Annotated in this window: 13 protein-coding genes; 5 read left to right on the forward strand and 8 right to left on the reverse strand. The window is 47.8% G+C overall.

The features are described from left to right. The first annotated feature begins 37 nt into the window (after positions 1-37). From sigG to CAFE_RS11185, 5 genes are all read left to right on the forward strand, one after another. Positions 38-808 carry an RNA polymerase sporulation sigma factor SigG gene (gene sigG / locus CAFE_RS11165; RefSeq protein ID WP_066643820.1) on the forward strand — a complete coding sequence of 257 codons (771 nt, stop codon included), beginning with the start codon at positions 38-40 and terminating at the stop codon, positions 806-808. 170 nt (positions 809-978) lie between these two features. Continuing rightward, complete coding sequence (locus CAFE_RS11170; RefSeq protein ID WP_066643821.1) at positions 979-1272, forward strand: YlmC/YmxH family sporulation protein; 294 nt, start codon at positions 979-981, stop codon at positions 1270-1272. 148 nt (positions 1273-1420) lie between these two features. Further along, a complete protein-coding gene (gene rpsB / locus CAFE_RS11175; RefSeq protein WP_156990693.1) occupies positions 1421-2164 on the forward strand; it encodes a 30S ribosomal protein S2 in 744 nt (247 codons plus the stop codon). 46 nt (positions 2165-2210) lie between these two features. Beyond that, on the forward strand, positions 2211-3125 hold the full coding sequence (tsf, locus tag CAFE_RS11180) for a translation elongation factor Ts (protein ID WP_156990694.1): 915 nt from the start codon (positions 2211-2213) through the stop codon (positions 3123-3125). A 406-nt stretch (positions 3126-3531) separates the two neighbouring features. Next, on the forward strand, positions 3532-4083 hold the full coding sequence (locus CAFE_RS11185; protein WP_156990695.1) for a M48 family metallopeptidase: 552 nt from the start codon (positions 3532-3534) through the stop codon (positions 4081-4083). A 47-nt stretch (positions 4084-4130) separates the two neighbouring features. Here the strand turns inward: CAFE_RS11185 and CAFE_RS11190 are convergent, their stop codons facing one another. The 8 genes from CAFE_RS11190 to CAFE_RS11225 all read right to left on the reverse strand — a co-directional run bounded on the left by CAFE_RS11190 (position 4131) and on the right by CAFE_RS11225 (position 14769). Next, the gene (locus CAFE_RS11190) at positions 4131-6233 is read right to left on the reverse strand and encodes a methyl-accepting chemotaxis protein (RefSeq protein ID WP_156990696.1); all 2103 of its coding nucleotides are present in this window, start codon (positions 6231-6233) and stop codon (positions 4131-4133) included. Positions 6234-6277: 44 nt separating this feature from the next. Further along, on the reverse strand, positions 6278-7303 hold the full coding sequence (locus CAFE_RS11195; RefSeq protein ID WP_156990697.1) for a galactose ABC transporter substrate-binding protein: 1026 nt from the start codon (positions 7301-7303) through the stop codon (positions 6278-6280). Between the two features lie 15 nt (positions 7304-7318). Next, positions 7319-8272, reverse strand: coding sequence for a substrate-binding domain-containing protein (locus tag CAFE_RS11200; protein ID WP_066643826.1), 954 nt, complete (start codon positions 8270-8272; stop codon positions 7319-7321). Between the two features lie 7 nt (positions 8273-8279). Then, on the reverse strand, positions 8280-10082 hold the full coding sequence (locus tag CAFE_RS11205) for a histidine kinase (RefSeq protein WP_156990698.1): 1803 nt from the start codon (positions 10080-10082) through the stop codon (positions 8280-8282). Positions 10083-10091: 9 nt separating this feature from the next. Then, positions 10092-10799, reverse strand: coding sequence for a helix-turn-helix transcriptional regulator (locus tag CAFE_RS11210; RefSeq protein ID WP_166525118.1), 708 nt, complete (start codon positions 10797-10799; stop codon positions 10092-10094). Between the two features lie 37 nt (positions 10800-10836). Further along, positions 10837-12060 carry a galactose/methyl galactoside ABC transporter permease MglC gene (gene mglC, locus CAFE_RS11215; RefSeq protein ID WP_156990700.1) on the reverse strand — a complete coding sequence of 408 codons (1224 nt, stop codon included), beginning with the start codon at positions 12058-12060 and terminating at the stop codon, positions 10837-10839. A 20-nt stretch (positions 12061-12080) separates the two neighbouring features. Next, positions 12081-13580 (reverse strand): sugar ABC transporter ATP-binding protein, encoded by a 1500-nt coding sequence (locus CAFE_RS11220; RefSeq protein ID WP_156990701.1) that lies wholly within the window; start codon positions 13578-13580, stop codon positions 12081-12083. Between the two features lie 85 nt (positions 13581-13665). Next, positions 13666-14769, reverse strand: a complete 1104-nt coding sequence (locus CAFE_RS11225; protein WP_156990702.1) for a galactose ABC transporter substrate-binding protein — start codon at positions 14767-14769, stop codon at positions 13666-13668. Positions 14770-15158: the final 389 nt, after the last annotated feature.

Raw genomic sequence — 15158 nt, forward strand, 5'->3', positions numbered from 1 at the left:
ATGACATTGAAATGCGGCGGATGGGGGCGTGTGTGAAGTGCAATATAATAAAGTGGAAATCTGCGGGGTTAACACTTCGAAACTGAAAGTTCTCACCGAAAAGGAAAAAATGGAGCTTCTTCGCCGCGTAAAGGACGGAGACATGAGGGCTCGGGACGAATTAATCAGCGGAAATCTCCGGCTTGTGCTCAGTGTGATCCAGCGGTTCACCAACCGGGGAGAAAATTTGGACGATCTGTTTCAAGTGGGCTGCATCGGTCTGATCAAGGCAATCGATCACTTCGACATCAATCAGGGCGTTCGTTTTTCCACTTACGGCGTGCCGATGATCATCGGAGAAATCAGGCGGTATCTTCGCGACAACAACAGCATCCGCGTCAGTCGTTCCCTGAGGGACACCGCTTATAAGGCGATGCAGGTTAAAGAAAAAATGATGGCGAAGAACAGCAGGGAGCCGACGGTGGAGGAAATTGCGAAAGAGTTGGATATGCCGCGGGAAGAGGTCGTCGTGGCGCTGGAATCCGTTGTGGAGCCTGTTTCTCTGTATGAACCGGTTTTCTCAGACGGCGGGGATACCATCTATGTGATGGATCAGGTCGGCGACAACAACGACGACAATAACTGGCTTGACGAGATCGCGCTGAAGGAAGCAATCAAAAATTTAAACAACCGGGAAAAGAACATTTTATCCATGCGCTATTTTCAGGGAAAAACCCAGATGGAGGTCGCTTCGGAGATTGGCATCAGTCAGGCCCAAGTTTCGCGCCTGGAAAAAGCCGCGCTTGATAAAATCAAAAAGGATATATAAAATACAGGGAGAAAGGTTCCTTTCTATTCGGGGGCCTTTCTCCTGCTTTCAGTTCATGCAGGAATACCCCGAAACCGAACTAAAAATTTTATCTATTGTAACATTTCTTTTCTTCGCAATCAAATAAATCCCATTCCCGGCATAAAAATGGGGTATGGGGGGTATGGAAAATGACTTGCAGAATGTTTGACATGCGCCGGAAAGAGGTTATCAATATTAAAGATGGAATGCGTCTCGGCAGCGTAAGCGATATAGAATTCGATACGACAAATGCCAGAGTCGTGGCGGTCGTCATTTACGGGCGCCTTCGCCTGTTCGGGCTACTGGGCAGGGAAGACGACATCGTAATTCGCTGGCAGGACATTCAGGTAATCGGTGACGATACGATTCTGGTTTCGTACAACAACTACCTGAAAGCGAAAAATTCCTCGCACAGCCTGGCGAATTTTCTGGGTTTCAAATAACGAGTTAAATGAAAAAGGCTTGTATTTCGTCGCGTCTCATGCTATAATATTCCCGCTAAAACACACGCCGATGCCGGCCCGGGGTGCCCGAAAGGGTGGAGGGTCAAATTTTATGCTCGGCGGAGGAAAAACTAAGGAGGATTTAGCAATGGCAGTAGTATCCATGAAACAGCTTTTGGAAGCAGGCGTCCATTTCGGACACCAGACAAGAAGATGGAACCCGAAAATGGCGGAGTACATCTTCACGGAACGCAACGGTATTTATATTATCGACCTGCAGAAAACCGTTCGCAAACTGGAGGATGCGTATAATTTTGTGCGCGATCTGTCAACGGACGGAAAGTCCGTGCTGTTTGTCGGAACGAAAAAGCAGGCTCAGGAATCCATTAAAAATGAAGCGGAACGTGCGGGCGCTTTCTATGTAAATGCGCGCTGGCTGGGCGGCATGCTCACGAATTTCCGTACAATCCGCCGCAGAATTGACCGTCTGAATCAGCTTAAGACCATGGAAGAGGACGGTACTTTCGAACTGCTTCCCAAGAAAGAAGTCGGCAAACTGAAACTTGAGATCGAGAAACTCGAAAAGTTCCTCGGCGGTATTAAAGATATGAAGAGCCTTCCCGGCGCGTTGTTTATCGTGGACCCGAGGAAGGAAAGAATTGCGGTCGCAGAGGCAAGAAAACTGAACATTCCGATTGTTGCGATTGTTGACACGAACTGCGACCCGGACGAAATTGATTATGTTATTCCGGGCAACGACGACGCAATCCGTGCCGTGAAACTGATTTCTGAGACAATGGCGAACGCAATTATTGAAGGCAGAGAAGGCCGTATGGGCGCAGCTGCCGCAGCGGAAAAGGAAGACGAGTCTGACGGAAGCGTCAAGGAATAATCCTTTTTCAACTGAAAACAAAATGAATGAAGCGGAGGAATATAACATGGCTTTTACAGCTAAAGATGTCGCGGCCCTTCGCGCTAAGACAGGCTGCGGAATGATGGATTGCAAAAAAGCGCTGGACGCTTCCGGCGGGGATATGGACAAGGCGATTGATTTTCTGCGTGAAAAAGGTCTTGCCGCCGCAACGAAAAAAGCGGACCGTATTGCGGCGGAAGGCGTCGCATACGTTGCGCTGAATGACGCCGGCAACATCGGCGTGGTGATTGAAGTGAACGCGGAAACTGACTTTGTGGCAAAGAACGCGGAATTCCAGGAATTTGTCAAGACCTGCGCAAACACCGTGATTGAGCAGAATCCCGCGGATGTGGAAGCTTTGCTTCAGTGCAAGGCTTCCGGTTCCAATGAAACAATCGACGCGATTTTGAAAGAGAAGATTCTTAAGATCGGCGAAAATATAAAAGTGCGCCGTTTCCGTCGGATGGAAGGCGCGCTGGGCGCCTATATCCACGCGGACGGAAAAATCGGTGTCCTTACCAAATTCGACACAACCGCTGAAATCGCCGCAAAACCGGAGTTCCAGGAATACGCGAAGGATGTTTGCATGCAGATTGCCGCGATTGTACCGCAGTTTCTGGATGAGGAAAGCGTTCCGGCAGATGTTGTCGAACATGAGAAGAGCATTCTGAAACAGCAGATTATCGATTCCGGCAAACCTGCCGAAATCGCGGATAAAATTGTGACCGGCAGATTGCAGAAATTCTTTAAGGAAGTTTGCCTTGTCGACCAGCTTTATGTAAAGGATGACAAGCTGACCATTAAGGATTTTACGGACCAGACTGCGAAGAAGCTCGGCGGCACCATCAAAATCGTCGATTTTGCACGTTTTGAAAAGGGCGAAGGCCTTGAGAAACGTCAGGATAATTTTGCGGATGAAGTCGCGGGCATGGTTAAATAATTCATTCAATTCGTTTTTTGGCAGCGCAGATTGCATCTGCGCTGCTTTTTGTTATCATTCAAAAACTCCCGGTTATGACTGGACGCTTAGAAAAGCTCTAGCGGTGAGCTAAAATGCAAGTTGTACCTTGCCTGCAATCCTGCTGATTGCGGAAAACGGAATAGACATTTTATGAAACGCGAAGGGCTTTGGCGGGGAGAGGGCGCAGCCCCTCCCACATCGGTTCTCTTCCGCACAGAATTGCTTTCAATTTTCTGTGCGGAAGGGGGCAGGGGGTGAGCAGCGACGCTGCAAGTGTAAGATACTCCGAGCGCCTTGAGGCGCAGCCGGTAAAACAGGGCTTTGCCCACATAGGAAGAACCCCCGGCTGTGCCGGGGGGTGGCTATTGTTTTGGGGGCAGATCATATGGACCGTACAATAAAAGTTCAAAGATCCAAACGAAAAACGATGTCGCTTTCCGTAAACAGAAACGGCGAGATCATTGTGAAAGCTCCCTTATTTCTGAAAAACGAGATCATAGAGGAGTTTATCGGGAAACATGAAATGTGGTTGACAAAGCAGCTTTATTTTTGGAATGAACGGGCCGCAAGGGAGCGGGCGCTGGCACTGGCGATGACCCCGGAAAAAATAGCGGTGCTGAAGGAACGGGCACGGGCTGTTTTGAGCGAAAGGGTCAATTATTACAGTAAAATCATGGGGGTTCATCCGGTCGGGCTGAAAATCACCTCCGCCAGAACGCGCTGGGGGTCCTGCAGCGCGAAAAATGCTCTTTGCTTTTCTTATCGCCTGATTTTGCTGGAGCCGGATGCCGTAGATTATGTTGTCGTACATGAGCTTGCACACATCCGGGAGAAAAATCATGGCCCCGGATTTTACCGGGAAATAGAAAAATATCTTCCGGATTACCGAAGACGGATTCAACTGCTCAAAGAAAGTCAAAATAAAATCGGTTTATGATGCCGATACAAACGGGCTCCGGCTTGTCCGCCGGAGCCCGTTTCGAATCACTCAGCTGCTTTCACCGGAGTAAAGGAATGTGTTTCCAAAGATGGCTTCGGTTCCGGTACGGCTTCCCATGCCGGTAAATTTGTGCCCGGATTGTTCTTTCCTTCCTGCAGCTTGAATTTTTTTGTGAGCTCGTGGAGCTTTTGGGATTGCAGTGACAGATCATGACTGGCCGCGGCGTTTTCCTCGGAAGCCGCGGAATTTTTTTGCACTACTTCCGCAATTTGAGCGATTCCGGACGTTACTTCGGATACGGCGTTTGCCTCATCGCCGGTGGATTTGGAGATTTCATCGATCAGCCGCGTCGATTCATCCGTGCTTTTCTGAAACTTACGGAAAGCAGTTGCTGTTGAATCAACGGCTTGCATGCCCTTATTCACAAGAGAAATCGAATTTTCAATCAGCAGGGAAGACTGTTTTGCCGCCTGAGAGCTTTTTACAGCGAGATTTCTCACTTCATCCGCTACAACGGCGAAGCCTTTTCCGGCTTCGCCGGCCCTGGCGGATTCCACGGCTGCGTTTAGAGCCAGAATATTTGTCTGGAATGCAATTTCGTCGATGGTTTTAATGATCTTCCTGATTTGTTCGGAGGATCCGTTAATATCGTTCATTGCGGCAAGCAGACCGTTGACGTCCCGGTTGCCCGCTTCCACTTCTTCGAAAGATTTTTTGGAAATGGAACTCGCAAGGGCGGCGTTGTCCGCCGTCTTTTTAATTTGTGTGGAGATTTTTTCGATCGTATCGGACAACAGCTCCGTTGTGCCTGCCTGTTCCGCCGCTCCCTGAGATAGGGAAGAAGCGCTGTCGGCGATCTGTCTGGAACGACTTTCAATGGATTCCGCGGCGGCGTTGATGTCATGGAACACATGGTTCAACGATTGACAAATCGTATTCAAAGCCCGTTTGATTTCGATAAAATCGCCTAAATATTCTTTCTCGGTTCTTACGGTCAGGTCACCGCCGGAAACCGCGCTGAGTATGTCGGAAATTTCACCGATATAAGCCTGCAAACCGGATACGGTGTTTTCCAGTGCCGAAACAACCTGTCCGACCTCATCCCTGGAATGAACGGTAAGAGCAACGACGCTTTGATCAGTTAAGCCAATTTCCCCATGTTCCATATGGTTTGCAAGGGATACGACCTGTTCCAGCGGAGTCTTCACCCTCTTTTTGATGAAGCGTCTTAAAATCAATATTGCGGTCAGCATGAAAGCAACGCCAACAAGAATCGCGAATAAAATCATCGTGTTCTGCGTTTGCTCGATGCCCGAAATGTTTTTGCCTGTGAACAAAGCCCCAACGGCACTTCCGTTATAGCCAATGATCGGCATGTAACCGGAGATATAACTGCATCCTGAGAGATTTTCCTTGGAAAGATAGTTTTGCTTTTGCTGAATCACTTTCTCCTGAACATCTTGCTCCATGATTAAACCGTTTTGCCGAGTTTTATCCTTTGATGCCGTTGTATTAATTTGCTCGTTGCCCAGAAAAACTGAAAATTCACAGCCGGTGGTACTTTTCAGCCGGTCGAGAAAATTTGTCTCCACCGTGGAATCGGATACGCTTTGCAGGGAACACACCGCTGAAACGCATCCAATTACGGTTCCGTTCTCTTCAATCGGGGCGCCGTAGCAAACACACAGCATTTTCCCGGTTAAAACCTCATTGACCAGCGCCTTTTGATTTTTTAATGCCTGCTTGATATGCTGCAGGCCGGAGAGGTCGTTCAGCTCCAGCTCATTGTCTGACGAGGCAATGATTTTACCGTTTTTGTCCGTAAGAAAGGCATAGCTCAGACCATAGGACAGCACATCGCTTTTCAGAGCCGACGCCATTCCGTAATTGTTTTTTTCCTTCACCGCACGGATCAGGTCAGAATTTTCGGAAAGATCATTTCCGGCACTCTGTACGTCGCTGTCGAAATCCTTTATAGTTTCAGACAGCCCGTTCAGCGCAACGGCGCAGTCCTGCCGGTAAGACTTTTCAAACGCGCGGTTTGTAAAGACGGTCATGATGAATATGACAACGGTTAGAATGACTGCCAGAAGCACAGCAACAAAAACGGATAATGCAGAACTCAGATTTTTCCATTTGCTTTTCATACGACTCACTCCTTTTTTTAAATGATCCTTAATTCTCCCTGAATTTACTCGTAATCCTTCAGATTTTGTTTTGTAATCATTTGATAAGGAATGTAGACGTAATGCTGGTTTTTTAGTTCGACTGTTTCGGGAATCTTTTGTCCGCAGGCCAGAGCATAGGATAAATCCATGATGGCGTCCGCCTGCTTTTTTGCATCGTTATACACCGTGCCAAGCATGGAACTGTCTTTCACTGCCTCCAGACCGGGCTGTGTGCCGTCGACTCCGACTACGACCGGTGCTCTTTTCAGGGAACTTCCTTGAATCGCGTCGATGGCGCCGAGCGCCATGTCGTCGTTATTGGAAAACACGACTTCGATTCTATCACCGTACTGTTTGATCCACTGTGTCATTTTAGCGGTAGCCTGTGCGCGCTGCCAGTTTGCCGTGTCGTTCGCAAGTTTTTCAACCTGAATGCCTGATTCAATCAGATATTTAATGGAATATTCCGTACGAAGCAAAGCGTCCTGGTGTCCCTGTTCCCCTTCCAGCATGACATACTGGATTTTTCCGTCTTTGTTTCTGTCAATAAGGTCGGGGTTCTCATGAAAAACGTTATCAATGATCTTGCCCTGTATGGTGCCGGACTGCGCTGCATCCGCTCCAACATAATAAACCTTATTCCACATACGCACGTCCTCTTCCACAGGTTCCCTGTTGAAGAACACAACGGGGATATTGGCTTTTTTTGCTTTATTGATGATCGTGGACGCTACGGTGCGGTCCACCATGTTCACACAGATAACCGAGTAGTTTTTAGAAAGAAAACGGTCCACCTGATCATCCTGAACAGCCTGGCTTGACTGACTGTCGGCAATATTCAAAACAATTTTTTTGCCGCTTTCAGCCTCCTTCTTTTTTACTTCTGATTCCAGGTAGGTATCGACGGACTGTATAAACGTGTCGTCCTTTCGGTAAATGGTGACCCCGATTTTAATGGTCTTGACCGGGACGCTTCCTGATGCACAGGAACCAAGCATTCCGGATAAAACGGTCAAAATGCAAATAACCGCCCGCTTCCAACTCCTCATCTTTTCATCTCCCTGTCAACTTACAAACGGAAACAGCATGTATTCGTTTTCGGGGTGATACATATTTGAACGGTCGGAGACAACGAAATTCACGCTCATATTCTTGCACGATATGTGATTGATGCGGTCAACTGCCATTTTGACACCCAGATACCCGATCCCATATTCATTTTCCACACCGATTGCTTTTATGATACCCTCTTCCAGGAGGGAGACGATCGTGCTGCTTCGACCGACTCCATAGATTTGAGAATTCGTCGCGGCCTTGGATTTCAGAACTTTTTCAGCCTTTCCAAAGAGCTCCAGAGTCGCACTGTCCGCAGCAATGAAAACTTCTCCTTTGTGTTGAAGCAAAATTCTTTCGGCATGGACGGGAGCATCCTGTGAAAGATCTGAAAAATCCAGATAAGAGGGCTTGACGCCTGCGTCTTTCAAAACCTTTTCCACGCCGCCGCAAAGCTCCGGACTGCTTTTGCGATTCAAAATCACAAAACGTTGAGAGGAACTTTCTTTCTGTAAGATTTCTTTCGCCAAATTTTGCCCCAGCTGGTCGTTGTTACAGGAGATGTTAACGAGGCCGGACAAATCCGAGAGAGAGGACTGCAGGACAATCACGGGAACTATTTTGTCCCCATCCTTCATTGGTTTCATCAGGTCGGGGGAATTAACCGGCATGATCAGCACCGCGTTTGCGCCGTTGTTGATTTCCCGTTTTAAAAGCTTAATCTGCTGATTTGCGTCATTGTCGCTGGTCAATGTGTAAAAGCTGATGTCCGCGTTCATCTCATCCGCGGCTTTTTCAATTCCCGACTTCATAACGGACAGATTTTCCGTGCTTTTTCCCGGACAAATGACGGAAATTGCATAGGGCTCGCCGGCGGATTTTGTACTTTTATTATTTAGATAAAGATAATAGCCCGACAGGATCAGCAGCAGGATGAAAAAGATGACGAGTTTGTTTCGTGACATCCGGCTTTCACTCCTTCTCTTCAAATTCTTCCAGACTTTTTTTAGGCAGGTGAATTCTTGCCGTGGTTCCGACATCCGGTTCGCTGAACAGGGAAAGACCGTACTGCATGCCGAAGTAAAGCTGTATTCTTTCATTGATGTTCTTCAGTCCGATGCCGGAGCCGCTTCCCTGAACGGGCGCAGTGTTTTCACTCAGCAGACGATCGGCCTGTTCCTGCGGCATTCCGGGCCCGTTGTCGATGACGTCGATCCATAATTCATGATCTTTGCAATAGGCCTCGATTCTGATTTCTCCGTCATCCATGAATTCCATTCCGTGATAAATGGAATTTTCGACCAGCGGCTGAATGATCAATTTGATCGTTGCGCACTGCAGAATCTGCGGCTCTGCATGAATCGAATATTGAAATTTGTCGGCAAACCTGTGATTCTGAATAATCAGATAATTCTTGACATGCTCCAGCTCATCGGCAACGGAAATCATGTCTTTTCCCTTGCTGATGCTGATACGAAACAGCTTTGCCAGAGAAGTGACCATTGTGTTTGCGTCCTGGTATTTTCCGTTTTCGTTCATCCAGACAATCGAGTCCAGAGTGTTATACAGAAAATGGGGATTGATCTGTGCCTGCAGAGCATCGAGCTCGCTTCGCCGCTTGGCTTTCTGCTCCGATACAATATCGTCCATCAGCTTTCTGGTCTGACGAACCATGGAACGGATCGCTTTTCCGAGGTGTTCGACTTCATAGGAACCGCTGATTGCGATCTTCTGTTCGTCAAGGTCGCCGCTCTCCAGATTTTTTACGGAATTTTCCAGCTTCATGATCGGTTTTGCAATGCGGGAGGATAAAAACATATTGACGATGATGAGCAGATAGGAAATGAACAGGGCAAACAAAAGGGTATAAGACGTAAAGTTGGAGTAATTCGCCGTGATATCCTGAATCGGGTTGACCGCTATAATTTTCCATCCCGTGTATCCGACGGTCTTGACGGTGACCAGACGCTGCCTGCCGTCAAACGTTTCCGAATAGGTACCGTCCTCATGCGTTGCATTCTCCAGGTTGTTTTCATTCGTCAGGTTGGAATAAATCAGCCTTTGCTTGGGGTGATAAATGATTTGACCGTTTTCATCCGTGATGTAAACATAGCCGGACCCGCCCAGATAGTTGTTTTTGCAGACCTGTTCAATTCCGCTGTAATTCATGTCGACCAGCAGGACGCCGTGGAGAATGGAGCCGGCCGAGGTCAGCTCTACCGAACGGCTGAGAGAAATCACCCAATGAGAATTGTCGTCCGGGTCTAAAAAAAGATCTTCCACATGCGGAGTCGAAAAATGAAGATTTTCGATTCTGGCCATCGCGATTTGAAACCAGCTTTGTTTTTTTACGTCGACAGAGGGTTTTAACTGAGAAAGCGGTTCCGACGCTATGATTTTTCCGTCGTCTGAAAAGACGGCGATACTGACAAGCTGGTCTCTGTTTGTTTCATAAAGCAAACTCATCTGATAGTTGATATTGTCATCCTTCAGGTCGGAATTTTTAATGACCCGGTAATACATGGAGTCGGAGATTCTCATCATGCTTCGAAGGTAAGAATCCAAATTCAGGCTGATCTGATCCACAATGCGCTTATTGCTGTTCGAAATGACTTCCATTGTGGAATTTACATATCTTACGGACAGGGAGACGGCGATCAGCGCCATTCCGATTACCATTACGATCGTAAATGAAATGGAAATGGAAAACTGAATGCTCCTTTTATGCAAAGAGTGCCGGATACGATCTTTGAAAACTTTAATCTTGTCCCACATTGTAATCCCTCAGGAATCTCTGTATTTGGATGGAGATACGCCGTATTTTTTCTTAAAGACATAACTGAAATAGTTTGGTTCTGCATAGCCTACTTTCTGGGCGATCACATAAGTTTTATCTTCGGTTGTGTTCAGCAGGTCAACCGCCTGCCGAAGGCGTACTTCTGTCAGGTAGGATACGAAACTTTTTCCGGTTTCCCGTTTGAAAACAGTCGAGAAATAAGTCGGGCTAACATGAAGAAAGGAACACAGGTCTTCGACGGAGATGCTGGTTTTCTGATAATTTTCCTCTATGTACTCAATCGCGTGCTGCGCGAGGATTTTTGTATTGTTGACCCGCTGGCATTTGATCTTTGAACTGATTCTGATGCAAACCTGTGCGCACCACTGTTTGATTTCATCCGGGGTCTGCAATTTGGTAAGAGCGTCCGTGTAGCTGAAATTTTCGTCAAAAATCTCACTGCCGTCCAGGCCGTATGCATGCAGCACCTTCAAAAACGACGTGATGATTTCCAGCAGATAAATCCGATATTGATCAAATGGAAGCAGTGCTGATTTTGGATGGGAGAAAAAGCTGTCGATCTTTTCTTTGATTTTACGCTCATCTCCCATTTTGATCAGATTCGAAATCGCGTCTTCATCTTCCTGAAAAAATTCGATTCTGGCTGTTTCGTCAGGTTCAACGTCGTTGATGTAAATCGCTTTATCTCCGCCCATACCGGCACTGTATTCCAAGGGTGCATTTGCAGCCATATCAGTGCCATAAAACCTTGTGGTATTTTGAAAGGTCTATTGCGACCGCGACCACAATGATAATACCTTTGATGACCTGCTGCCACATGGGGCTGACATTGATAAACTGCAGGCCGTACTGGATGACGGTGAAAATCAGGACGCCGGTTACGATGCCGCTGATTTTGCCGATTCCGCCGGCGAGAGACACGCCGCCGACGCAGCAGGCGGCGATGGCGTCGAGTTCATATCCGTAGCCATATTGGTTGGAGGCTCCTGCTGTTCTGGCAGCTTCCAGAACGCCGCCGAACCCATACAGAACGCCTGCAAGAATAAAGATTCCCATCAGCGTCTTAAAAACATTGACCCCGGAGACGCGCGCGGCTTCCATATTTCCGCCGATCGCATAGATGTTTTTGCCGAAAACAGTTTTATTTAGAATAATCCACATTAAAATTGTGACGGCAATCGCGATGGGTACAAGGATCGATACTTTGTCAAAGAGTTTGGTTTGAGCCAGTCTGGTAAAATCGTCGCGGACACCGCCGATCGGCTGTGAATTGTTTGGCGGCATATCAAAATACAGGGAGCAGATGCCGTAAATGCTGACCGAACTTGCCAATGTTGCAATAAACGGATGCATGTTATATTTTGCCACAAGGAATCCGTTGATTGCTCCGAAGATACCGCACGCAAAAATCGCGAGAAGAATCGGCAGGATAATCGGAACCTGAGGGAGATTCGGGAAAAACCTGTGAGCATAATCGGGGTTCTGCAGCATGGAAGTGGAAATAACAGCGGCCAGTCCGACCATGCGCCCGGCGGAAAGATCGGTGCCTGCAATCAGCAGCGTAATGATGATTCCCAGGGCGATAATTAAACGAATGGAAGACTGCGCGAGAATATCGAACAGCACGTCGAATTTCATGAAACGGGGTTCGATAAAAATGATGACGATAATTAATACAAGCAGCGCGAAAATTAACGCGTAATTCAGAAAAAAGGATTTCGCATTTTTGCGGGAGAACAGAACCTCTTCTCCTTTTCTGCCGGTGCTGATTGTCTGAAGAGCACCGTACCCCAGCAGGCACGCGCCGATGATGACGAGGAACCCGGGCAGGTCGTAAATCTTCTTGATATGAAACAGCAATCCCAGAATGGCGCCGAAAACCGCAAAGCAAATGCCTGCCGCCATAAATACCGCCGCAAATTTCTTGCGGGGCACAGTTTTTCCTTCCTGATCCATATGTACTTTCACTTCCTAATCTAATTTCTGTATTGTGTTGCGAGACGCATGACCGAAACCTGGTCGGCATCCTCACGGTTCAGAATACCCGTGACCCGGCCCTCGCACATTACCATGACTCTGTCCGCCATTCCAAGCAGCTCCGGCATTTCGGAAGAGATCATAATAATTGATTTGCCTGATTTGATCAGATCGAGCATGATGGTATAAATTTCATATTTGGCGCCAACGTCGATTCCGCGGGTGGGTTCATCCAGAATCAGTATGTCCGGATCGGTTAAAAGCCAGCGGGCAATCAGAACCTTTTGTTGATTGCCTCCGGAGAGATTCTCCATTTCCGTATCAAGATTCGGGGTTTTCACATTCAAGGTTTTACTTATTGATTCCGCGGCTTTGTAGCGTTTTGAATCGTTGAGCAGGCCGCTTTTGGCAAACTTTTTCTGGCTCGCGATGACCGTGTTGTCCAAAACGGACAGATGCGCATAGACGCCGGAAGCCCGGCGTTCCTCCGTCAGCAGGGCCAGACCGTTCCTTTTTGCGTCCTGAACCGACTTGATTTCAATTTTGTGACCATTTTTATAGATTTCTCCGGAGGCGATCCCCCGCAGGCCGAATATGGATTCGACCAATTCCGTCCGTTGGGCTCCTACCAGTCCTCCAAGTCCCAGAATTTCTCCCTTATGAAGTTCGAAGCTTACATGCTGGAAAGATCTTGCTTCGGCAGAACACAGATCGTTGACCCGAAAAACAACTTTGTTGCCGGGAACGCTGTTTTTAGGAGGGAATCTGTTGGTCAGTTCACGCCCGACCATCATCTGAATCATCTTGTCTGTGGTCATTTGGGAAGAAGGCCAGGAACCGATGTATTTTCCGTCTCGCATAACAGTGACTTCATCTGAGATTTTCAGGATTTCTTCCATCTTATGGGAGATATAAATGATCGCGCAGCCTTTTTCCTGAAGATGCCGCATAATGCTGAATAAATGCTCGGTTTCATTGTCCGTCAGGGAGGAGGTCGGCTCATCCATGATGATCAGCTTTGAATTGTAACTGACCGCCTTTGCAATTTCAACAAGCTGCAGGTTGGAAGGGGATAACGTAACCGCCAAGGCCTCCGGATTCACATCGAGGTTAATCTCCTGAAACAGCTCTTTTGTTTTGCGGACCATGGCTTTTGTGCTTACAATAGGCCCGCTTTTCGGGAAGCGCCCGAGCCAGATATTCTCCATGACCGGGCGGTAACGAATCGGGTGCTGTTCCTGATGGATCATAGAAATCCCCATGTCAAGCGCCTGCCTGGTGTTGGCAATTTCAACCTTTTGTCCGTTAAAAATCACATCACCCTCATCTTTGATGTAGATACCGAACAGGCATTTCATCAGGGTTGATTTTCCGGCTCCGTTTTCGCCAACCAATGCATGCACACTGCCTGGCCTTACTTTCAGGCTTACGTCTTCCAAGGCTTTTACGCCCGGAAATGATTTTGATATGTGATTCATTTCCAGGATGTATTCACTCAACTGTCAGCCCTCCTTTTTCGTAGAGGTGATCAGCGATGGGGAACGAAAAGAACCGTCTTCACGTTCCCCACATGCTGTCAGTATCTTATTTGGTCATGTAATCTGTATAATTATCCTGTGTCACCTGAACATAAGGGATCCACACATACTTTTCGTCGGTTAATTCGTAACCAATATTGTCTTTGGTAATGTCTTTGCCTTCCGCGGTGGCGACAGCAATATTCACGGAAGCGTTTCCCTGGTTGACGGCGTCATTCAGAACCGTGCCGTACATGGAACCCTCTTTCATGGCTTCCAGAGCCGGAGCAGTCGCATCCACGCCGACCACAGGAATGTACTTGGACTTGTCGCCCTTGTTGTAGCCGTGAGCCTTAAGCGCCTCAATGGCGCCGAGAGCCATGTCGTCATTGTTGCACAGAACGGCCTCGATCTTGTCGATTCCCTGGGAAGTGATGAAAGTGTTCATCAGGTCGGTTGCTTTTGCCTTATCCCAGTAAGCGGTATCGGCGGCCAGTTTTTCTGTTTCAAAGCCGCCGTCGTTGATCGCCTGAATCGAATACTTTGTGCGCAGAGTGGCATCCTGATGGCCCGGCTCGCCCTGAAGCATTACATACTGGATCTTTCCGTCACCGTTTTTATCTGCATCTTTGTTTTTCTTGAAGTAGTCTACGATCAGCTGGCCGGAAAGCGTACCGGATTGCTCCGCTTTTGCTCCGACGTACCATGTTTTATCATAGCTTTTCAGAATGTCGGCCTCCGGTTCGCGGTTCAGGAAGATAATCGGTATGTTCTTGTCCTTTGCCTTTTTCACAAGGGACTCGGCGGCGGTGCGGTCGACGGGGTTGACGCACAGTGCCGAAACGCCCTTTGTAATAAATGTATCCACCTGTTCGTTCTGAGTGGCCTGTTTGTTCTGCGAATCAACGATATTCAGAGTGACGCCGAACTTCTGGGCCTCTTTCGTCATCTGATCGCGAACGCCCGTCATAAAGGTATCGTCAAATTTGTAGATGCAGACGCCGATCGTCACATCGGACGGGTCAACTGCGGCGGTTTCGCTGGATGTGGGCTCCGTGCTGGCTGCCGACGATGCCCCTCCGGCCGATGAAGCCGGTGTCGAACTGGAACACCCAACTGTTACGGCGCCCATCATCAGAGCAGCCATAACCATTGCCAAGGTCTTTTTCATATAACTTCCTCCTTAGAATTAATTCGGACCGGAAAGCAAACCATTTGTGCGTGTTGACCAATTTGACGCTCGCAAGCCGGCCTTTCTTATTAATTAAATATAAGTATACGGTTCCGATAAGGAAAAATCTATATAAAATTCTTCTATCTTATATTAAAATTCTTAACTGATTGACATGATTTTGTCTATAATTGTGCAAGCGGATGTCCACGTGTCATTGATTGCGGGAGGACATCAACCGTGGAATTTGAACGGAATTATGGGTATTCCTATCTAAATTGGGAAGAGGCTTTTGAAATATTCCCCGGCAAGGAAGGGGACATGGCCTGAAAAAGCAAGCCCGGGCAGCGTAATCGCCGCCCGGGCTTTGTCCCGGATGACCGTCGAAG

The sequence above is a fragment of the Caproicibacter fermentans genome (assembly GCF_009746625.1).
Taxonomy (GTDB): Bacteria; Bacillota; Clostridia; order Oscillospirales; family Acutalibacteraceae; genus Caproicibacter; species Caproicibacter fermentans.